Below are 20,025 nucleotides of genomic sequence, written 5' to 3'. Positions count from 1 at the left end.
GCGGCGTCAAAGTCGGTCCTAGCATTCATCCCGTACGCAGCCACAAGGCCGCGCTCCCGGCTGTCACCGGGCGGACACCTTTTACTTTTAGGAACCGGAATGAAGACCACGTTTCCGCAACTGCTGCTCCAGCATGCCGCCGAACGCCCCACGGCCGCGGCCCTGCGCGAAAAAGAATACGGTATCTGGCAGTCCCACAGCTGGGCCGACCTGGCGCTGCTGGTGGAGCATGTGGCGGCCGGGCTGCACCAGGCGGGCCTCACGCGCGGCGAGCACATGGTGGTGATCGGCGCCAACCGACCCCGGCTGTACGCCACCATGCTGGCCGCGCAGTCGCTGGGTGCCATTCCCGTGCCGCTGTACCAGGACGCGGTGGCCGCCGAATGCATCTTCCCCCTGAACAACGCCGAAGTGCGCTTTTGCCTGGTGGAAGACCAGGAGCAGGTGGACAAGATGCTGGAGATTCGCGCGCAGTGCCCGCTGATCGCGCGCATCTTCTTCGACGACCCGCGCGGCCTGCGCAATTACCAGGAAGAAGGCCTGTCCTCCCTAGATGCGCTGATCGAATCCGGCAAGGCCTTTACCGCCCAACATCCGCAATGGTTCCGCAACGAAGTCGCCAAGGCGCAGCCCACCGATGTGGCGGCCATGTTCTTCACCTCGGGCACGACGGGCAACCCCAAGGGCGTGGTGCACACACACAGCACCCTGCTCGACCGCGCCTCGGCCGGTGCCGAATTCGACAAGCTCACCGGCAGCGAAGAGGTGCTGGCCTACCTGCCCCCGGCCTGGATCGGCCAGAACATCTTCAGCTACGCACAGTGGCTGGCCTGCGGCTACGTGGTCAACTGCCCCGAGTCGGCCAGCACGGTGACCATCGACTTGAAGGAAGTGGGCCCGACCTACTACTTCGCACCACCGCGCATCTTCGAAGGCCTGCTCACCAGCGTGATGATCCGCATGGAAGACGCCGGCACGGTCAAGCGCAAGATGTTCCAGGCCTGCATGGCCGTGGCCCAGCGTGTGGGCCCGGCGCTCATGGACGGCCAGCCCGTGGGCACGCTTGACCGCATCAAGTACGCACTCGGAAACCTGCTGGTCTACGGCCCGCTGCGCAACAACCTCGGCTTCTCGCGCGTGCGGGTGGCCTACACGGCGGGCGAGGCCATCGGCCCCGACCTGTTCACCTTCTACCGCTCCATCGGCATCAACCTCAAGCAGCTCTACGGCTCCACCGAGACCGCCGTGTTCGTCTGCCTGCAGCCCGACAACCAGGCCCGCGCCGACACCGTGGGCGTACCCATCCGCGGCGTGGAGATCAAGGTGGCCGACAACGGCGAAATCCTCGTCAAGTCCGCCGGCCTGCTCAAGGAGTACTACAAGAACCCCACGGCCACGGCCGAGGTGCTCACGGCCGACGGCTGGTACCACACCAGCGACGCGGGCTTCCTCGACGCGCAGGGCCACCTCAAGATCATCGACCGCGTGAAGGACGTGGGCCGCATCAAGGGCGGCGCCAACGACGGCGCCATGTTCGCGCCCAAGTACGTGGAGAACAAGCTCAAGTTCTTCCCGCACATCAAGGAAGTCGTCGCCCTGGGCGATGGCCGCGAGAAGGTGTGCGTGATGGTCAACATCGACTTCGACGCCGTGGGCAACTGGGCCGAGCGCCGCAACCTGCCCTATGCCGGCTACACCGACCTGGCGCAAAAGCCCGAGGTGTACGAACTGATCCGCGAGTGCGTGGAAAAAGTCAACGCCGACCTGGCCAATGACACCCTGCTCGCCGGCAGCCAGGTCAGCCGCTTCCTGGTGCTGCACAAGGAACTCGATGCCGACGATGGCGAGCTCACGCGCACCAACAAGGTCCGCCGCGGCTTCATCGCCGAGAAATACGGCGTGCTGGTCGAGGCCCTCTATGCCGGCCGCAGCGAGCAGTTCATCGAAACCCAGGTCAAGTTCGAGGACGGCCGCACCGGCAGCGTGAGCGCCACGCTCAAGCTGTCGGATACGAAGACCTTCACCCCCGTCAAGGCCGCCGCATGAAGCCCACGCTCTACCCGCCCGACAAGCAACAGCAGCCCACCATGAACCAAAAGAAGATCGGCGACGTCATCCTCGACGTCAAGAACATCAGCCTGCGGTTCGGCGGCGTGAAGGCGCTCACCGACATCTCGTTCAACGTCAAGGAGCACGAGATCCGCGCCATCATTGGCCCCAACGGTGCGGGCAAGAGCTCCATGCTCAATTGCATCAACGGTGTGTACACGCCGTCCGAGGGTTCGATCACCTTCCGCGGCAAGACCTTCTCGCACATGAACTCGCGCCAGGTGGCTGAGATGGGCGTGGCGCGCACCTTCCAGAACCTGGCGCTGTTCAAGGGCATGAGCGTGATCGACAACATCATGACCGGGCGCAACCTCAAGATCAAAAGCAACCTGCTCATGCAGGCGCTGCGCATCGGCCCCGCCGAGCGCGAGGAGATCCGCCACCGCGAGTTCGTCGAGCACATCATCGACTTCCTGGAGATCCAGGCCTACCGCAAGACGCCCGTGGGCCAACTGCCCTATGGCCTGCAAAAACGCGTGGACCTGGGCCGCGCCCTGGCCATGGAGCCGCAGGTGCTGCTGCTCGACGAGCCCATGGCCGGCATGAACGTCGAGGAAAAGCAGGACATGTGCCGATTCGTGCTGGACGTGAACGACGAGTTCGGCACCACCATCGTGCTCATCGAGCACGACATGGGTGTGGTGATGGACATCTCCGACCGCGTGGTGGTGCTCGACTACGGCAAGAAGATCGGCGACGGCACGCCCGACGAGGTGCGCAGCAACCCGGACGTGATCAGCGCCTACCTGGGCACCTCGCATTGACCGCTCCGGAGAACAACAACCATGGCATTCTTTCTTGAAACACTGATCGGCGGCCTCATGGCCGGCATGCTGTACTCGCTGGTGGCACTGGGCTTCGTGCTGATCTACAAGGCCTCGGGCGTCTTCAACTTCGCGCAGGGCGCGATGGTGCTGTTCGCCGCCCTGGCCATGGCCCGCTTTGCCGAATGGATCCCCAAGTGGACGGGCATCGCGAGCCCCGTGTTCGCCGCGGTGGCCGCCTTCATCATTGCCGGCGCCATCATGTTCGCGGTGGCCTGGCTCATCGAGAAGCTGGTGCTGCGCCACCTGGTGAACCAGGAAGGCGCCACGCTGCTCATGGCCACGCTCGGCATCACCTACTTCCTCGAAGGCCTGGGCCAGACGATGTTCGGCAGCGACATCTACAAGATCGACGTGGGCATGCCCAAGGACCCGGTGTTCCTGCTCGAATCCATGTTCCAGGGTGGCATCCTGGTCAACAAGGAGGACGTGATCGCCGCCGGCATCGCCGCCGCGCTGGTGCTGCTGCTCAGCGTGTTCTTCCAGAAGACATCCACCGGCCGCGCCCTGCGCGCCGTGGCCGACGACCACCAGGCCGCGCAGTCCATCGGCATCCCGCTCAACCGCATCTGGGTCATCGTCTGGTGCGTGGCCGGCGTCGTGGCCCTGGTGGCCGGCATGATCTGGGGCTCCAAGCTCGGCGTGCAGTTCTCGCTGACCACGGTGGCCCTGCGCGCCCTGCCCGTGGTGATCCTCGGCGGCCTGACCTCGGTGCCCGGAGCCATCATCGGCGGGCTGATCATCGGCGTGGGCGAGAAGCTCTCCGAGGTCTACCTGGGTCCGTATGTGGGCGGGGGTATCGAGATCTGGTTTGCGTATGTGCTGGCTTTGGTGTTCCTGCTGTTCAGACCGCAAGGTTTGTTCGGAGAGAAGATCATCGATCGCGTCTGAAACCGACAAGAACAAGAAAAGGAGACCACCATGCTCTACCGCGAAAACGGCCAGTTCAAGACCAGCTACCGCTCGGACCAGCAGATCTTCCCGATCGCGCAGGACCGCCTCGCCATCGGCCTCATCCTGGCCGTGGCCTTCATCGCAGTGCCCATGCTGGCCAGCGACTACCTGTTCCGCGCCATCCTGATCCCCCTGGTCATCATGGCGCTGGCCGCCCTGGGGGTGAACATCCTCGTGGGCTACTGCGGGCAGATCTCGCTGGGCTCGGGCGCCTTCATGGCCGTGGGGGCCTACGGGGCCTACAACTTCTTCGTGCGCATTCCCGGCATGCCGCTGGTCCCGGCGCTGATCCTGGGGGGCCTGTGCGCCACTTTCTTCGGCATCCTGTTCGGGCTGCCCAGCCTGCGCGTCAAGGGCCTGTACCTGGCCGTGGCCACGCTGGCGGCGCAGTTCTTCAGCGACTGGATGTTTCTGCGCATCAAGTGGTTCACCAACAACTCCGACTCGGGCTCGGTGTCGGTGAACAACCTGCAGGTCTTCGGCCTGCCCATCGAGAGCGCCACCAGCAAGTACCTGTTCTGCCTGGCCGTGCTGGTGGTGGTGGCGCTGCTGGCCAAGAACCTGGTGCGCGGCGCCATCGGCCGCGAATGGATGGCCATCCGCGACATGGACGTGGCGGCGGCGGTGATCGGCATCCGCCCCATGTACGCCAAGCTCAGCGCCTTCGCCGTGAGCTCCTTCATCATCGGCATGGCCGGCGCGCTCTGGGCTTTCGTCTACCTGGGTGCCTGGGAGCCGGCGGCCTTCTCGGTGGAGATCTCGTTTCGCCTGCTGTTCATGGTGATCATCGGCGGCCTGGGCTCCATCATGGGGGCCTTCTTCGGGGCCACCTTCATCGTGGTGCTGCCCATCGTGCTCAACCAGTTCCTGCCGGCCTTGCTGGGCCTGTTCGGCATCACCATCTCCACGGCCGGCGTGTCCCATGCGGAGCTGATGATCTTCGGTGCACTCATCGTGTGGTTCCTGATCGTCGAGCCCCATGGCCTGGCCAAGCTCTGGTCCACGGGCAAGCAAAAGCTGCGGCTCTGGCCCTTCCCGCACTGATGCGCGCGCCGCGCCGGCCCCTCAGGAAACCCCTTACACGCAAGTCCTCATACCGCCTTGGCGCATTGCCGTTAACTTGGTTTTTCCCGTGCTTCAACATATTCATCCAAAGGAGACATCCATGAAGCTTTCGAAACTCGTGATCGCTGCCGCGGTGGTTGCTGCAGGCGCCTCGTCCGTGGCGACGAGCGCCTTCGCGCAAGCCAAGGAGCAGTTCTTCCCGCTGCTGTCCTACCGCACCGGCCCCTACGCGCCCAACGGTGTGCCATGGGCCAACGGCAAGCAGGACTACATCAAGATGATCAACGCGCGCGACGGCGGCATCAACGGTGTGAAGCTGACCTTCGAGGAATGCGAGACCGGCTACGCCACCGACCGTGGCGTGGAATGCTACGAGCGCCTCAAGGGCAAGCCCGGCGTGACGCTGTTCGATCCGCAGGCCACGGGCATCGCCTTCGCGCTGACCGAGAAGGCACCTGTGGACAAGATCCCGCTGATGACGCTGGGCTACGCCCTGTCGGTGTCGCAGGACGGCCAGGCCTTCAAGTGGAACTTCCCCTTCATGGGCAGCTACTGGACCGGCGCCGACATCCTGATCCAGCACATCGGCAAGGGCGCCGGCGGCATGGACAAGCTCAAGGGCAAGAAGATCACCCTGGTCTACCACGACAGCCCGTTCGGCAAGGAACCCATCCCGCTGCTGCAGGAACGCGCCAAGATGCACGGCTTCGAGCTGCAGACACTGCCCGTGACCGCGCCCGGCGTGGAGCAAAAGGCCACCTGGCTGCAGGTGCGCCAGAGCCGCCCCGACTTCGTGCTGCTGTGGGGCTGGGGGGTGATGAACTCCACTGCCCTCAAGGAAGCCCAGGCTACGGGCTATCCGCGCGACAAGATGTACGGCGTGTGGTGGGCCGGTGCGGAACCCGATGTGCGCGACGTGGGCGAAGGCGCCAAGGGCTACAACGCGCTGGCGCTGAACACCTCGGGCACCCAGCCCAAGGTGATCCAGGACATCCTCAAGCATGTCCACGGAGCCAGCCAGGGCACAGGCCCCAAGGACGAAGTGGGCTCGGTGCTGTACACGCGTGGCGTGATCATCCAGATGCTGGCCGTTGAGTCGGTACGCCGCGCGCAGGAGCGCTTTGGCAAGGGCAAGGTCATGACCAGCGAGCAGGTGCGCTGGGGCATGGAAAACCTGGCCCTGGACCAGAAGAAGCTCGACGCCCTGGGCTTCAACGGCGTGATGCGCCCCCTGTCTACGAGCTGCGCCGACCACATGGGCTCCAGCTGGGCCCGCGTGCACACCTGGGACGGCAGCAAGTGGAACTTCTCATCCGACTGGTACCAGGCCGACGAGCAGATCTTGAAGCCCATGGTCAAGGCCGGCGCGGACAAGTACCTGGCCGACAAGAAGATGACCCGGCGCGACGCCGCAGACTGCCAGTCTTGAGTACATCCCCCTGAGGCGCTTCGCGCCTTCCCCCTTCTCTCTTAGCGCTTCGCGCTGCGGGAAGGGGGACGACACCGGTGGCCGGGCAAAGCCCGCTCCACGGTGTCCCTGGCGATGGCACCGCGAAGGTTTCGACGGCTGCACCCGCAGCCGCCAGCCGAGAGGGCTGCAGTGCAACCCTCCCGATTGGCACAGCGAGTGAAGGCAACACCATGGATTCCAGCAACAACATCGTTCTCAACGTCAACGGCATCGAGGTCATCTACAACCACGTGATCCTGGTGCTCAAGGGGGTCTCGCTGCAGGTGCGCGAAGGCAGCATCGTGGCCATCCTCGGGGGCAACGGCGCGGGCAAGACGACCACGCTGCGCGCCATCTCCAACCTGCTGCAGGGCGAGCGCGGGGCGGTCACCAAGGGGAGCATCGAGCTGCGCGGCGAGCGCATCGAGAACCTCTCTCCGGCCGACCTCGTCAAGCGCGGCGTGGTGCAGGTCATGGAGGGGCGCCACTGCTTTGCCCACCTGACCATCGAGGAGAACCTGATGACGGGTTCCTACACCCGCAGCAGCAAGGCCGAGATCGCCGCCAACCTGGAGAAGGTCTACAACTATTTTCCGCGCCTCAAGACCCGGCGCACCTCGCAGGCGGCCTACACCTCGGGCGGCGAGCAGCAGATGTGCGCCATCGGCCGTGCGCTGATGGCCAACCCCAGCATGGTGCTGCTCGACGAACCCTCGATGGGCCTGGCGCCGCAGATCGTGGAAGAGGTGTTCAACATCGTGAAGGATCTGAACACCAAGGAGAAGGTCACCTTCCTGCTGGCCGAGCAGAACACCAACATGGCGCTCAAGTACGCCGACTACGGCTACATCATGGAAAGCGGCCGCGTGGTGATGGACGGTGCAGCCAGCGACCTGGCCAGCAACGAGGACGTCAAGGAGTTCTACCTGGGCGTGGGCGGCGGCGAGCGCAAGAGCTTCAAGGACGTGAAGAGCTACAAGCGCCGCAAGCGCTGGCTGGCCTGACCATGGCCCCCACGCTCCCTCACTGCGTGTGGTCGCTGCCCCCCAAGGGGGCCCCGACCGCCTTGGGGCGGCCCGGCGGCGGTCGGATCGCCCTCTGCACAGGCACTGCCTGAAACACCATTCACAGGAACCGCCATGAATTCTTTCTACGACACGCTGGAAACCCGCGCGCCCGATGCGCGCGAAGCCGCCCTGCTCGCAGCACTGCCCGGCCAGGTGGCCCATGCGCAGAAGGCCTCGCCCGCGTTCGCCGGCATCCTGGCCGGTGTGGACGCCTCCACCATCACCAGCCGTGCAGCGCTGGCGCAACTGCCCGTGACGCGCAAGCACGAGCTGCTGGAACGCCAGCAGGCCGGTCGCGCGACCAATGTCTTCGGCGGCTTCAGCGCGCTGGCCTTCGGCGCGGGCATGCCGCGCGTGTTCGCCAGCCCTGGCACCATCTATGAACCCGAGGGCACGCGGCGCGACTACTGGCGCATGGCCCGCGCCATGTACAGCGCAGGCTTCCGTCCGGGCGAGCTGATCCACAACAGCTTCAGCTACCACTTCGTGCCCGCTGGTTCGATGATGGAGACAGGCGCCCATGCGCTGGGCTGCACCGTGTTTGCCGGCGGCACCGGCCAGACCGAGCAGCAGGTGCAGGCCATGGCCGAACTGCGGCCTGCGGGCTACATCGGCACACCGAGTTTCCTCAAGCTCATCGTCGAGCGCGCTGCCGAGATGGGCGTGGCGCTGCCCACGGTGACCAAGGCCCTGGTCTCGGGCGAGGCCTTTCCACCCTCGCTGCGCGACTGGTTCACCGAGCGCGGCATTGCCGGCTACCAGTGCTATGCCACGGCCGACCTGGGGCTGATCGCCTACGAGACGGCAGCACGCGAAGGCCTGGTGCTCGATGAAGGCGTGATCGTGGAGATCGTGCGCCCCGGCACCGGCGACCCGGTGCCCGAAGGCGAGGTGGGCGAGCTCGTGGTGACCACCCTGAACCCCGACTACCCCCTGGTGCGCTTTGGCACCGGCGACCTCTCGGCCGTGCTGCCCGGCACCTGCCCCACGGGCCGCACCAACGGCCGCATCAAGGGCTGGATGGGTCGGGCCGACCAGACCACCAAGGTGCGCGGCATGTTCGTGCACCCCGGCCAGGTGGCTGCCATCGCGCGGCGCTTTCCGCAAGTGCTGCGTGCCCGCCTGGTGGTCAGTGGCGAGATGGCCAACGACCAGATGCTGCTGCAGGTGGAGACCACCGAGACCGCCGAAGGCCTGGCCCGCCAGCTGGGTGACGCCATCCGCGAAGTGACCAAACTGCGCGGCGAGGTGCAGATGGTGCCACCGGGCAGCCTGCCCAACGATGGGCGCGTGATCGAAGACGCGCGCAGCTACCGCTGAGGCCCGAGGGCCTGTTCACAACAGGGCCTGCTCACACTGGTTTCGGGGTCGCCGAAATTGGTGTGAGCAGGCCCTAATCCATTGGCCTCATGGGGGATTATCAGGACACGCCCATATTCTCCATATATAGACATATTCAGCAGATATGGAGGCGCGATGAATGCATATTTTCAGCAGCCCCTCCAAAAACCCTGACAAAGGTCAATCCAAGGGAAAACGCTGCCCTATTCCGGCGCCAGTGTTTACCCTTAATGCGCTACTCTATCCATAGCATTAAACGACCACATACAGTGCTTTAATGGCACATTTCTCTCAAAGCCACTACCCCCCGCATGGTACGTAATTCCCGCAATACTGGCGAAAGGGTCGCTGGATATCATGGCCCGTCTTTTACAGAGGAGCACTCATGAAAAAACTGATCCAACTCGCCCTTGTCGCCGCAGCGGCAGCAGCCGCTTTCGGCGCCGCAGCGCAGGAATACCCATCCAAGGACAAGACGGTCACCATCGTGGTGCCTTTCGCCGCCGGCGGCCCGACCGACCGCGTCGCGCGTGACCTGGCCGAAGCCCTGCGCAAGCCCCTGGGCGCCAACGTGGTGGTGGACAACACCGCCGGTGCCGGCAGCTCCATCGGTGCCGCCCGTGTCGCCCGCGCCGCACCCGATGGCTACACCCTGCTGCTCAACCACATCGGCATGTCCACCATGCCCGCGCTCTACCGCAAGCTGGCCTTCAGCGTGCCCAACGACTTCGAGTACCTGGGTATGGTCAACGACGTGCCCATGACGCTGATCGCGCGCCCCACCATGGCCGCCAACAACTACAAGGAACTGTCGGCCTGGCTCACCCAGAACAAGGGCAAGATCAACCTGGGCAATGCCGGCCTGGGTTCCGCCTCGCACCTGTGCGGGCTGATGTTCCAGAGCGCCGTGCAGATCGACATGACCCCCGTTCCCTACAAGGGCACGGCACCGGCCATCACCGACCTGATCGGCGGCCAGATCGACCTGCTGTGCGACCAGACCACCAACACCTCGGGCCAGATCGAGGCCAAGAAGGTCAAGGCTTACGCCGTGACCACCCAGAAGCGCCTGACCACGCCCCTGCTCAAGGACCTGCCCACGCTGGCCGAGTCGGGCCTGAAGAACTTCGAAGTGACCATCTGGCACGGCCTGTACGGCCCCAAGGGTACGCCGCCTGACATTGCCAAGAAGATCAACGACGCACTCAAGGTGGCCCTGAAGGACCCCGACTTCATCAAGAAGCAGGAAGGCCTGGGCGCCGTGGTCGTGACCGACAAGCGCGTCGAACCCGCCGAGCACAAGAAGTTCGTGGTCTCCGAAATCGACAAGTGGACCGCCGTGATCAAGGCGGCCGGCACCTACGCCGACTGATCTACCCACGCATTGCACTGCTGCACAAGCCACCACGCCCTGGGCCTGGTGGCTTTTTTGTGCCCGGATGGCCGGATCCCTTGGGCTGACTTCCATCAACCCCGGTTGCATTCAGCACCCGGTCTTCGGGTAATCCATCTGCCCGGCGCGCGCGCGCCCGCGTAGAACTGCAGGCATATACACCCGGCTCTTGAAGAAAGCATTTCCATGGCACAGCAAGCCCGCAGCACCCACCCCGCCATCGCCGCGAAGACCCGCGCCCGCAGCCGCCGCAAGGCCATTGCCATGGCCTTCACCCTGAGCGCGCTGGGCGCCCTCGCCGCGGCCACCGCCGGCGCCCTGCTGCTACCGCGGTCCGCCCACGCACAGCAGCCCGCGGCAGCGCCTGCAGGCGCATGGCCCAACAAGCCGGTGCGCATCGTCGTGCCGTTTGCACCCGGTGGCACCACCGACATCCTGGCGCGCGCGCTGACGCCCGACCTGTCGCGTGTGTTCGGCCAGCAGTTCGTGGTGGACAACCGCGCCGGTGCCGGCGGCAACGTGGGCGCCGAGATCGTGGCCAAGGCCCCGGCCGACGGCTACACCCTGCTCATGGGCACCGTGGGCACGCACGGCATCAACCGCGCGCTGTACGCCAAGCTGCCCTACGACCCGATCAAGGACTTCGTGCCCATCACCCTAGTCGCCGCCGTGCCCAACGTGATGGTGATGAACGTGGACAAGGCCAAGTCCCTGGGCATCACCAATGTGCAGGACTTCATCCGCGTCGCCAAGGCCAGCCCCGGCAAGTTCAACATGGCGTCGAGCGGCAACGGCACCTCCATCCACCTGGCGGGCGAGCTGTTCAAGAGCATGACCGGCACCTTCATGCTGCACCTGCCCTACCGCGGCTCCGGCCCCGCGCTGCTGGACCTGGTGGGCGGCAATGCCGACGTGATGTTCGACAACCTGCCCTCGTCCATGGCCCAGATCAAGGCCGGCAAGCTGACCGCGCTGGCCGTGACGAGCAGCCAGCGCTCCGGCGCCCTGCCCGACGTGCCCACGGTCGAGCAGGCCGGCGGCCCCACGCTCAAGGGCTACGAAGCCAGCTCCTGGTTCGGCCTGCTGGCCCCCGCCGGCACCCCGCCCGAGATCGTCAACCGCATCCAGCAGGAAGTCGCCAAGGCCCTGGCCTCGCCCGCCATGAAGGAGCGCCTGATGGCCCAGGGCGCGATCCCCGGCGGCAACACGCCTGCCGAGTTCGCCAAGCACATCGACGCCGAGCACAAGAAGTGGGCCCAGGTGGTCAAGGCCTCGGGCGCCAAGGTGGACTGACACCGGGAATCCCGGCTGCCCAGACAGGCCGCTACGCCATGGGCTGGCGGATGATGGTCTTCCATTTCGCGGGCGCCGCCTTGCGGATGTCGCTCAGGTAGATCTCATGGTGCTTTCCGGCCCGTGAGGCCCGGGCGTCGATGAAGTCGTGGACCCGCTCGATGGTGGGCCCCTCTTCGGTGAAGGGCCCCTGGTGCAGCACCTGTGCGCACCGCCCTTCGGCAAACACCTCCGAGCGCAGGCGCTCCACCCCCGGCAGCGCCTTCTTGCGCCGCACCTCGTCGATGGCACGGGCAAGCACCTCCGGCGTCGCAAAGGAAGGCTGCATGATCATCATCGTCCATTGCCACTGGGCACGGTCATTGGCCACGAAGGCCGCCATGTCGTCGGCCCACCACAGGCCTTCCAGTGGCATCACCGCATAGTCGATGGCTTCAGGGCCTTTCTTGACCATGAACTTCGCCGTGTAGGAGACGGCGAACAAGGCCTCCACCGCCTGGGCATAGGGCTCCGAGCCGGTCGGGTCCCCCTGTCCATCGACCATCAGGAAGCGCAAGGCGGGGACCTCGACCTCCACCACGCTGCGGGTCGAGGGCTGGTACAGGTGCTTGAGGTCCGTCTTCTTCAGGTCAATCTTGTCCACAGGCGGCCCCGCTTCGGGCGTCCACCATGGTCACACACCCCAGACCACATCCGCCTGCTCGGCAGCGCTCTTGCGCAGCATCTCGATGAAGGGCGCCGCGCGCTGGCGCAGCTTCACGGTGTCTGCACGGCCGCCCTGCTCCTCGTCCTCATCCCCTTCCTTGCCCTCCGGCGCAGGGGGCTGGGCTTCGCTGGCCTTGACCGCAGCCTCCAGGGCCGCGATGGCCCCGGGAATCTGCGCCGCGGTCACGATGCCGCTGCCACCCGGGGTCTTGCCGATGATCTCCAGGATCTGGCGGCCCTGGGGTTCGAGCATGATCAGATCGGCCGCAGCCTTGGACTTGAATTTGTAAAGCATGGTGTGCAGAGGTCCTCTCAAGTGGCAATGTTCTCTTTGTACATGGAGTCCCGCGTGAACGGGAATCCGATTGTGCGCCGTGCAGGGTTCCGCTCCTGGTCTCCCCATCGGGCCGCAGCGCCAGCCTGCGGCGCACGGCCGTCCAGCCGTGCTCGAAATCCAAGGTGCTGCCTGCCACATCCAACCGGCAGGTACCCAGCACCTTAGCGTCCAGCGCTGCCCCACCCTGTGCGGCAAACACCCCACGCGCTGCAGGCAGCTGCACCTCCAGGCGGTCAGACCAGGCCCACAGCGTGCACATACAGCCCCTGGCTGGGCGCGCTCCCTGCGCCGGAACCCTCTGGGGGATGGCCCCATTGACAGCAATTTGTTTAGGTCTAAACTATTTTCCCATGAACATACTTTGCATTGGCGGCGGCCCCGCAGGTCTGTATTTCGCCCTGCTCATGAAGCAGCAGAACCCGGCGCACCGTGTGACGGTGCTGGAGCGCAACCGCCCGTTCGACACCTTCGGCTGGGGCGTGGTGCTGTCGGACCAGACACTGGCCAACCTGCAGGCGGCGGATGCCGCCACGGCCGGGCTGATCGGGGATGCCTTCAACCACTGGGACGACATCGAGGTGTTCTTCAAGGGGCAGAGCGTGCGCTCTGGCGGGCATGGCTTCTGCGGCATCGGCCGCAAGCGCCTGCTCAACATCCTGCAGGACCGCTGCCTCGCCGTGGGCGTGGAGCTGGTGTTCGAGACCGAGGTGCAGGACGACCAGGAGGCCGCAGCCAAGTACGGCGCTGACCTGGTGATTGCCAGCGACGGCCTGAACAGCCGCATCCGCACCCGCTACGCCGCCACCTACCAGCCCGACATCGACCTGCGCCAATGCCGTTTTGTCTGGCTGGGCACGCACAAGAAGTTCGACGCTTTTACCTTTGCTTTCGAGCAGACCGAGCACGGCTGGTTCCAGGCCCATGCCTACCAGTTCGACGCCGACACCTCCACCTTCATTGTGGAGACGCCCGAGGCGGTGTGGAAGGCCCATGGCCTGGACCAGATGGAGCAGCCCGAGGCGATCGCTTTCTGCGAGCGCCTGTTCGCCAAGTACCTCGACGGCAATGCCCTCATCAGCAACGCCACGCACCTGCGCGGCTCGGCCAACTGGATCCGCTTCCCGCGCGTGATCTGCAACACCTGGGTGCACCGCGAGACGATCGCCGGCAAGCCGGTGCCCATCGTGCTGATGGGCGATGCGGCACACACGGCGCATTTTTCCATCGGCAGCGGCACCAAGCTCGCGCTCGAAGACGCCATCGACCTGGCCAACGAGTTCGCCACCGGTCTGCCCATCGACGAAGTGCTGACCCACTACGAGGCGCGCCGCAGTGTGGAGGTGCTCAAGATCCAGAACGCGGCGCGCAACTCCACCGAATGGTTCGAGAACGTGACGCGCTACACGGGCATGCAGATCGAGCAGTTCGCGTACTCGCTGCTCACGCGCAGCCAGCGCATCAGCCACGAGAACCTGCGCCTGCGCGATGCGCAGTGGCTCGAAGGCTACGAGAGCTGGCTGGCAGGCGGCAAGACGGCCGTGCCGCCCATGCTCACGCCGTTCACGCTGCGCGGCCTCACGCTCAAGAACCGCATCGTCGTCTCCCCCATGGCCACCTACAGTGCGGTCGACGGCGTGCCGCAGGACTTTTTGCTGGTGCACCTGGGCGCGCGCGCCCTGGGCGGTGCGGCCATGGTGATGGTGGAGATGACCAGCCCCACGCCCGAAGGGCGCATCACCCCCGGCTGCACAGGCCTGTGGAACGATGCCCAGCAGGCCGCCTTCACGCGCATCGTGCAGTTCGTGCACGCCAGCAGCAGCGCGAAGATCGGCATGCAGCTGGGCCACAGCGGCCCCAAGGGCTCCACGCGCGTGGGCTGGGAAGGCACGGATGAGCCGCTACCGGCAGGCAACTGGCCCCTGCTGGCTGCGAGCCCGCTGGCCTACGGTGAGCAGAACCAGACGCCTGCGGCGCTCAGCCGTGCGGACATGGACGCCATGACCGCCGCCTTCACCGACAGCGCGCGCCGCGCCGCCGCCAGCGGATTCGACTGGCTGGAGCTGCACTGCGCCCACGGCTACCTGCTGGCCAGCTTCATCAGCCCCATCACCAACCAGCGCAGCGACGAGTACGGCGGCAGCCTGGCCAACCGCTGCCGCTACCCGCTGGAGGTGTTTGCCGCGCTGCGCGCGGTGTGGCCGGCCGACAAGCCCATGAGCGTGCGCATCTCGGCGCACGACTGGGCGCCCGGCGGCACCACGCCCGACGATGCCATCGAGATCGCGCGCCTGTTCAAGGCCGCGGGTTGCGACCTGATCGACGTGTCCTCGGGCCAGACCACGCGCGCCGCCAAACCCGTCTATGGCCGCATGTACCAGACGCCGTTTGCCGACCGCATCCGCAACGAGGTGAGCATCGCCACCATGGCCGTGGGCGCGATCAGCGAGGCCGACCACGCCAACAGCATCATCGCCGCGGGCCGTGCCGACCTGTGTGCCATTGCCCGCCCCCACCTGGCCGACCCGGCCTGGACGCTGCACGCCGCGGCCCAGCTGAGCCCCGTGGCCGCCGCCCACACCGACTGGCCCGTGCAGTACTGGAGCGGGCGCGACCAGATGCTGCGCGAGATCGGCAAGCAAAAGCAGATGCAGGCCGCGCTGGAAGCCCAGCAAAAGCGCGGCTCCAGCGAGGAAGAGGGCTGAGCCATGGACCTGGAAGCCCGACTGCACGGCGCCGCGCCCAGCGAGCACCCCGAGGCCCTGCGCCTGTGGCTGCGCATGCTGACCTGCACGCAACTGATCGAAAAGCAGGTGCGCGCCGGCCTGCGCGAGCGCTTCGACACCACGCTGCCGCGCTTTGACCTGATGGCGCAGCTCGAACGCTCGCCCGAGGGCCTGAAGATGAAGGACCTGTCGCGCCGCATGATGGTCACGAGCGGCAACGTCACCGGCATCACCGACCAGCTCGTCGCCGAGGGCCTGGTGGAGCGCGTGGAGGTGGAAGGCGACCGCCGCGCCTACTGCGTGCGCCTGACCGAACAAGGCCGTGCCCAGTTCAACGAAATGGCCCGCCAGCACGAGCAGTGGATCGTCGAGGCCTTCGCCTCGCTGGGCGAGCGCGACATCGCCACCTTGCACCGGCTGCTGGGCAAGGTCAAGGAACACACCCTCAAAAACCCCGTGGAGACAGAACCATGAAGCACAACATCGGCGCCGGCAACCCCATGCGCGCGCAGTTCGAACCCAAGGCCCCGTACACGGCGCAGCACTTCGCCTGGAGCTTTGCCGATGGCGTGGGCACCGTCACGCTGAACCGGCCCGAGCGCAAGAACCCGCTGACCTTCCAGAGCTATGCGGAGCTGCGCGACTTCTTCAACGCACTGCGCTTTGCCACCGACGTGAAGTGCGTGGTGGTCACGGGCGCGGGCGGCAACTTCTGCTCGGGCGGCGATGTGCACGAGATCATCGGCCCGCTGACCGGCATGAGCATGCCCGAGCTGCTCGAATTCACGCGCATGACGGGCGACCTGGTCAAGGCCATGCGTGCCTGCCCCCAGCCCATCCTCGGTGCCATCGACGGCATCTGCGCGGGCGCGGGTGCCATGATGGCGCTGGCCTGCGACATGCGCTATGGCACGGCGGCGGCCAAGACGGCTTTTCTGTTCACCCGCGTGGGCCTGGCCGGCGCGGACATGGGCGCCTGTGCGCTGCTGCCGCGCCTCATCGGCCAGGGCCGGGCCTCGGAGCTGCTGTTCACCGGCCGCTCCATGACCGCCCAGGAAGGCCTGGCCTGGGGCTTCTTCAACGACCTGTACGAGCCGGCCGACCTGCTGGCCCAGGTGCAGGAAACCGCGCGTGCCCTGGCCAGCGGCCCCACCTTCGCGCACGGCATGACCAAGACCATGCTCAGCCAGGAATGGGCCATGACCATCGACCAGGCCATCGAGGCTGAAGCCCAGGCCCAGGCCATCTGCATGCAGACGCAGGACTTCCGCCGCGCCTACGAGGCCTTCGCGGCCAAGCAAAAGCCCGTGTTCCAGGGGGACTGACGCCATGCACATCGCCACCCCACCGGCGCCCTGCCCGCCCTCCACGGCCCACCTGGACCTGCCCTTCTTCGACGACGCACACCGCGAACTCGCGCGCGGCCTGGTGCCCTGGGCCGCCGCCCAGGACGTGGACGAGACCGACGACCGCGCCGCCTGCCGCGAATGGGTACGCCGCCTGGGCGCGGGCGGCTGGCTGCGCTACTGCGTGCCCGCAGCGCACGGCGGCGCCCTGCCCGCGCTCGATTCGCGTGCGCTGGTGCTGCTGCGCGAGACCCTGGCCTACCACTCGCCGCTGGCCGACTTCGCCTTTGCCATGCAGGGCCTGGGCAGCGGCGCCATCACCCTGGCCGGCAGCCCCGCGCAGCAGGCCCACTACCTGCAGGGCGTGGCCAGCGGCCAGCTGATCGCCGCCTTTGCGCTGAGCGAGCCCGAAGCCGGCTCGGACGTGGGCGCCATGCGCACCACGGCGCTGCCCGCCGCCGGGGGGGCCTACACCCTCGACGGCAGCAAGACCTGGATCAGCAACGGCGGCATCGCCGACTTCTACTGCGTGTTCGCCAAGACCGAGCCGGATGGCGGCACGCGCGGCATCAGCGCCTTCATCGTGGATGCCACGGCGAAAGGGCTCGACACCTCGCGCCACATCCATGTGATGGCACCGCACCCGCTGGCCACGCTGGCCTTCACGGGCTGCGAGGTGCCGGGCTCGGCTTTGCTGGGCGAGCTGAACGGGGGCTTCAAGCTGGCCATGCGCACGCTGGACATCTTCCGTGCCTCGGTGGCCGCGGCCGCCCTGGGCATGGCCCGCCGCGCGCTGGCCGAGGCCGTGCACCATGCGCGCCAGCGCCGCATGTTCGGGCAGACGCTGGCCGACTTCCAGCTCACGCAGGCGCGCATCGGCGAAATGGCGGCGCTGGTGGACAGCGCAGCGCTGCTCACCTACCGCGCGGCCTGGCTGCGCGACGAGGGCGAAAGGCGCGGCGGCACGCGTGTGACGGCCGAAGCGGCGATGGCCAAGATGACCGCCACCGAGAACGCCCAGCGCGTGATCGACATGGCGCTGCAGTTGCACGGCGGGCGCGGCGTGGAGGTGGGCAGCAAGGTGGAAAGCCTGTACCGCGACATCCGCTCGCTGCGCATCTACGAAGGCGCCACCGAGGTGCAGCAACTCATCATCGGCAAAGCCGCCCTGCAGACCCCCTGACCCAGGAAGGAGCGCCACCATGGCCAACCCCAGCGCCCAACCCGACCATTTCGTGCACGATCGCCTGCCGCCGGCGCAGGCCCTGCCCACGCTGCGCTACGGCGCGCCCGAGCTGCAGATCCCCGAGCAGGCCAACCTGGTGCAGGCCCTGTTCGACCAGGCCGAACGCGCCGGCCATGGCGACCGGCCCCTGCTGCGCGGCCCTGCGCGCACCTACACCTACCGCGAGGCACGCACCGAGGCCGCACGCATTGCCGAGCTGCTCACGAAAGAGCACGGCCTGGTGCCCGGCAATCGCGTGCTGCTGCGCGGCGGCAACACGGTGGAGATGGCACTGGCCTGGCTGGGCGTGGTGCATGCCGGCCTGATCGCCGTGGCCACCATGCCGCTGCTGCGCGCGGTGGAGCTGGGCAGCATCATCGAGCGCGCCCAGCCCGTGCTGGCCCTGTGCGACGGCCGCCTGCTGGCCGAGCTGCAGACCGCACAGGCGGAGCACCCGGTGCTCGCCACCATCGTGCCCTTCCATACCGCACCCGATGCGGGCGACCTGCTGGTGCGCGCCCAAGCCATGGCAGGCACGCAGCCGGCCTGCCCGACGTCGGCCGACGACGTGGCGCTGATGGCCTTCACCTCGGGCACCACCGGGGCCCCCAAGGCCGCGGTGCACGCGCACCGCGACGTGCTGGCCGCCTGCGAGGCCTGGCCCCGCCATGTGCTGCGGGCCCGGCCCGAGGACATCGTGGCGGGCTCGCCGCCCCTGGCCTTCACCTTCGGCCTGGGCGGGCTGCTGGTGTTCCCCATGTGGGCCGGCGCCAGCATCTACTTCCCCGACCAGCCCTACACGCCCGAAACCATGGTGCGCCTGATGCGAGAGGCCGGCGTGACCATCTGCTACACCGCCCCCACCTTCTACCGGCAGATGGCGCCATTCGCGCGCCAACTGGGCCTGCCCACGCTGCGCACCAGCGTGAGCGCGGGCGAGGCCCTGCCCGATGCCACACGCCAGCTCTGGAAGGAGGCCACGGGCATCGACATGACCGACGGCATCGGCGCCACGGAGATGTTCCACATCTTCATCTCGGCCGCAGGCGGCGAAAGCCGTGCCGGCGCCATCGGCAAGGTGGTGCCCGGCTACGAGGCCCGGGTGGTGGACGACCAGGGCCAGGAGCTGCCGCGCGGCACGGTGGGCAAGCTCGCCGTGATCGGCCCCACAGGCTGCCGCTACCTCGATGACCCGCGCCAGGCCAAGTACGTGAAGGACGGCTGGAACTACCCGGGCGATGCCTTCGTGCAGGATGCGGACGGCTATTTCTTCTACCAGGCGCGCGACGACGACATGATCATCACCGCGGGCTACAACGTGGGCGGCCCCGAGGTCGAAGACGCCCTGCTGCGCCACCCGGCCGTGGCCGAGTGCGCCGTGATCGGCGTGCCCGACGAGGAGCGCGGCATGGTGGTCAAGGCCTTTTGCGTGCTCAAGCCTGGCCACACCGGCGATGCCGCCATGGCCAAGACCCTGCAGGACCACGTGAAGGCCACCATCGCCCCGTTCAAGTACCCGCGCCTGGTGGAATTCGCCACCTCGCTGCCCCGCACCGAAACGGGCAAACTCCAGCGCTTTCGCCTGCGCCAGCGCGAAGCGGCGGCAGCGGCCAACCCCACAGCAAAGACACCATGAACACCACCTTGCAACCGGCCGGCTGGGTCACCCCCAAGGGCTACGCCAACGGCGTGGCCGCCCGCGGCACCATGATCTTCACCGGCGGCCAGATCGGCTGGAATGCAGCGCAGCAGTTCGAGAGCGATGATTTCATCGCCCAGACGCGCCAGACCCTGCTCAACGTGCGTGCCGTGCTCGAAGCCGGCGGCGCCGGCCCCGAGCACCTGGTGCGCCTGACCTGGTACGTGGTGGACCGCAACGAGTACAACGCCCGCCTGAAGGAGCTGGGCGTGGTCTACCGCGAGGTGCTGGGCAAGAACTTTCCCGCCATGGCCTGCGTGCAGGTGGCCGGCCTGATGGAAGAACGCGCCAGGATCGAGATCGAGGCCACCGCCGTCATCCCCGACGCTGGATAGGAAGCCCCCCTGAGTCGCCTGCGGCGCCTTCCCCCCAAGGGGGACGCCCCCAGCGCGGCAGGGCGGCCCTTGCGCGGGGGCACTCGCATGGGCCATGCCGATTTCGGGAGTGGTGGAAAGCCCGCCTTCGATTTCTCTTGCAACCGCAATGCACCTTCA

Annotated in this window: 17 protein-coding genes; 15 read left to right on the top strand and 2 right to left on the bottom strand. The window is 66.9% G+C overall.

The window, feature by feature from the left end:
- Window positions 1-99 precede the first annotated feature (99 nt).
- The 9 genes from AC3WOH_RS17515 (at window position 100) to AC3WOH_RS17475 (ending at window position 11,496) form a co-directional block, all read left to right on the top strand.
- Window positions 100-2,046: an AMP-dependent synthetase/ligase gene (locus AC3WOH_RS17515; protein WP_492230555.1), complete on the top strand. Its 1,947-nt coding sequence runs from the start codon at window positions 100-102 to the stop codon at window positions 2,044-2,046.
- Window positions 2,047-2,087: 41 nt separating this feature from the next.
- Window positions 2,088-2,873 carry an ABC transporter ATP-binding protein gene (locus tag AC3WOH_RS17510; protein WP_184859312.1) on the top strand — a complete coding sequence of 262 codons (786 nt, stop codon included), beginning with the start codon at window positions 2,088-2,090 and terminating at the stop codon, window positions 2,871-2,873.
- Window positions 2,874-2,894: 21 nt separating this feature from the next.
- Entirely contained in the window at window positions 2,895-3,824 is a 930-nt protein-coding gene (locus AC3WOH_RS17505) for a branched-chain amino acid ABC transporter permease (RefSeq protein WP_492230554.1), read from the top strand.
- A 30-nt stretch (window positions 3,825-3,854) separates the two neighbouring features.
- On the top strand, window positions 3,855-4,931 hold the full coding sequence (locus AC3WOH_RS17500) for a branched-chain amino acid ABC transporter permease (protein WP_492230553.1): 1,077 nt from the start codon (window positions 3,855-3,857) through the stop codon (window positions 4,929-4,931).
- Window positions 4,932-5,052: 121 nt separating this feature from the next.
- Entirely contained in the window at window positions 5,053-6,381 is a 1,329-nt protein-coding gene (locus tag AC3WOH_RS17495; protein ID WP_492230552.1) for an ABC transporter substrate-binding protein, read from the top strand.
- A gap of 212 nt (window positions 6,382-6,593) precedes the next feature.
- Window positions 6,594-7,406, top strand: coding sequence for an ABC transporter ATP-binding protein (locus tag AC3WOH_RS17490; protein WP_184859071.1), 813 nt, complete (start codon window positions 6,594-6,596; stop codon window positions 7,404-7,406).
- A gap of 135 nt (window positions 7,407-7,541) precedes the next feature.
- Complete coding sequence (locus AC3WOH_RS17485; protein WP_492230551.1) at window positions 7,542-8,789, top strand: phenylacetate--CoA ligase family protein; 1,248 nt, start codon at window positions 7,542-7,544, stop codon at window positions 8,787-8,789.
- Between the two features lie 406 nt (window positions 8,790-9,195).
- On the top strand, window positions 9,196-10,182 hold the full coding sequence (locus AC3WOH_RS17480) for a tripartite tricarboxylate transporter substrate-binding protein (RefSeq protein ID WP_492230550.1): 987 nt from the start codon (window positions 9,196-9,198) through the stop codon (window positions 10,180-10,182).
- Window positions 10,183-10,467: 285 nt separating this feature from the next.
- The gene (locus tag AC3WOH_RS17475; RefSeq protein WP_492230590.1) at window positions 10,468-11,496 is read left to right on the top strand and encodes a Bug family tripartite tricarboxylate transporter substrate binding protein; all 1,029 of its coding nucleotides are present in this window, start codon (window positions 10,468-10,470) and stop codon (window positions 11,494-11,496) included.
- Between the two features lie 31 nt (window positions 11,497-11,527).
- On the opposite strand, the gene AC3WOH_RS17470 is transcribed toward AC3WOH_RS17475, so the two are convergent.
- The gene (locus AC3WOH_RS17470) at window positions 11,528-12,139 is read right to left on the bottom strand and encodes a GyrI-like domain-containing protein (RefSeq protein ID WP_492230549.1); all 612 of its coding nucleotides are present in this window, start codon (window positions 12,137-12,139) and stop codon (window positions 11,528-11,530) included.
- Window positions 12,140-12,169: 30 nt separating this feature from the next.
- Window positions 12,170-12,496 carry a DUF1840 domain-containing protein gene (locus AC3WOH_RS17465; RefSeq protein ID WP_184859079.1) on the bottom strand — a complete coding sequence of 109 codons (327 nt, stop codon included), beginning with the start codon at window positions 12,494-12,496 and terminating at the stop codon, window positions 12,170-12,172.
- A 392-nt stretch (window positions 12,497-12,888) separates the two neighbouring features.
- On the opposite strand from AC3WOH_RS17465, the gene AC3WOH_RS17460 reads away from it, so the two are divergent.
- The 6 genes from AC3WOH_RS17460 to AC3WOH_RS17435 are packed head-to-tail and all read left to right on the top strand — an operon-like array spanning window position 12,889 to window position 19,866.
- Window positions 12,889-15,240: a bifunctional salicylyl-CoA 5-hydroxylase/oxidoreductase gene (locus AC3WOH_RS17460; RefSeq protein WP_492230548.1), complete on the top strand. Its 2,352-nt coding sequence runs from the start codon at window positions 12,889-12,891 to the stop codon at window positions 15,238-15,240.
- Between the two features lie 3 nt (window positions 15,241-15,243).
- On the top strand, window positions 15,244-15,735 hold the full coding sequence (locus AC3WOH_RS17455) for a MarR family winged helix-turn-helix transcriptional regulator (RefSeq protein WP_492230547.1): 492 nt from the start codon (window positions 15,244-15,246) through the stop codon (window positions 15,733-15,735).
- Window positions 15,732-16,586 (top strand): enoyl-CoA hydratase family protein, encoded by an 855-nt coding sequence (locus AC3WOH_RS17450; protein ID WP_492230546.1) that lies wholly within the window; start codon window positions 15,732-15,734, stop codon window positions 16,584-16,586. Before AC3WOH_RS17455 ends, AC3WOH_RS17450 begins: the two co-directional genes overlap by 4 nt.
- Window positions 16,587-16,590: 4 nt before the next feature.
- Window positions 16,591-17,790, top strand: coding sequence for an acyl-CoA dehydrogenase family protein (locus AC3WOH_RS17445; RefSeq protein WP_492230545.1), 1,200 nt, complete (start codon window positions 16,591-16,593; stop codon window positions 17,788-17,790).
- 19 nt (window positions 17,791-17,809) lie between these two features.
- Window positions 17,810-19,468, top strand: a complete 1,659-nt coding sequence (locus AC3WOH_RS17440; protein WP_492230544.1) for an AMP-binding protein — start codon at window positions 17,810-17,812, stop codon at window positions 19,466-19,468.
- A complete protein-coding gene (locus AC3WOH_RS17435; RefSeq protein ID WP_492230543.1) occupies window positions 19,465-19,866 on the top strand; it encodes a RidA family protein in 402 nt (133 codons plus the stop codon). Before AC3WOH_RS17440 ends, AC3WOH_RS17435 begins: the two co-directional genes overlap by 4 nt.
- The last annotated feature ends 159 nt before the right edge of the window (window positions 19,867-20,025 follow it).

It is taken from the genome of Acidovorax sp. FW305-C-20-28 (assembly GCF_058783375.1).
Note: the sequence above shows the minus strand (reverse complement) of the source record. Positions and strands in the feature narration are given on the sequence as shown.

Coding starts and splice junctions, on each gene's coding strand:
- AC3WOH_RS17455 (WP_492230547.1), top strand. CDS start 15,244: ATGGACCTGGAAGCCCGACTGCACGGCGCCGCGCCCAGCGAGCACCCC.
- AC3WOH_RS17440 (WP_492230544.1), top strand. CDS start 17,810: ATGGCCAACCCCAGCGCCCAACCCGACCATTTCGTGCACGATCGCCTG.
- AC3WOH_RS17445 (WP_492230545.1), top strand. CDS start 16,591: ATGCACATCGCCACCCCACCGGCGCCCTGCCCGCCCTCCACGGCCCAC.
- AC3WOH_RS17435 (WP_492230543.1), top strand. CDS start 19,465: ATGAACACCACCTTGCAACCGGCCGGCTGGGTCACCCCCAAGGGCTAC.
- AC3WOH_RS17505 (WP_492230554.1), top strand. CDS start 2,895: ATGGCATTCTTTCTTGAAACACTGATCGGCGGCCTCATGGCCGGCATG.
- AC3WOH_RS17510 (WP_184859312.1), top strand. CDS start 2,088: ATGAACCAAAAGAAGATCGGCGACGTCATCCTCGACGTCAAGAACATC.
- AC3WOH_RS17485 (WP_492230551.1), top strand. CDS start 7,542: ATGAATTCTTTCTACGACACGCTGGAAACCCGCGCGCCCGATGCGCGC.
- AC3WOH_RS17475 (WP_492230590.1), top strand. CDS start 10,468: ATGGCCTTCACCCTGAGCGCGCTGGGCGCCCTCGCCGCGGCCACCGCC.
- AC3WOH_RS17450 (WP_492230546.1), top strand. CDS start 15,732: ATGAAGCACAACATCGGCGCCGGCAACCCCATGCGCGCGCAGTTCGAA.
- AC3WOH_RS17490 (WP_184859071.1), top strand. CDS start 6,594: ATGGATTCCAGCAACAACATCGTTCTCAACGTCAACGGCATCGAGGTC.
- AC3WOH_RS17515 (WP_492230555.1), top strand. CDS start 100: ATGAAGACCACGTTTCCGCAACTGCTGCTCCAGCATGCCGCCGAACGC.
- AC3WOH_RS17495 (WP_492230552.1), top strand. CDS start 5,053: ATGAAGCTTTCGAAACTCGTGATCGCTGCCGCGGTGGTTGCTGCAGGC.
- AC3WOH_RS17460 (WP_492230548.1), top strand. CDS start 12,889: ATGAACATACTTTGCATTGGCGGCGGCCCCGCAGGTCTGTATTTCGCC.
- AC3WOH_RS17465 (WP_184859079.1), bottom strand. CDS start 12,496: ATGCTTTACAAATTCAAGTCCAAGGCTGCGGCCGATCTGATCATGCTC.
- AC3WOH_RS17500 (WP_492230553.1), top strand. CDS start 3,855: ATGCTCTACCGCGAAAACGGCCAGTTCAAGACCAGCTACCGCTCGGAC.
- AC3WOH_RS17480 (WP_492230550.1), top strand. CDS start 9,196: ATGAAAAAACTGATCCAACTCGCCCTTGTCGCCGCAGCGGCAGCAGCC.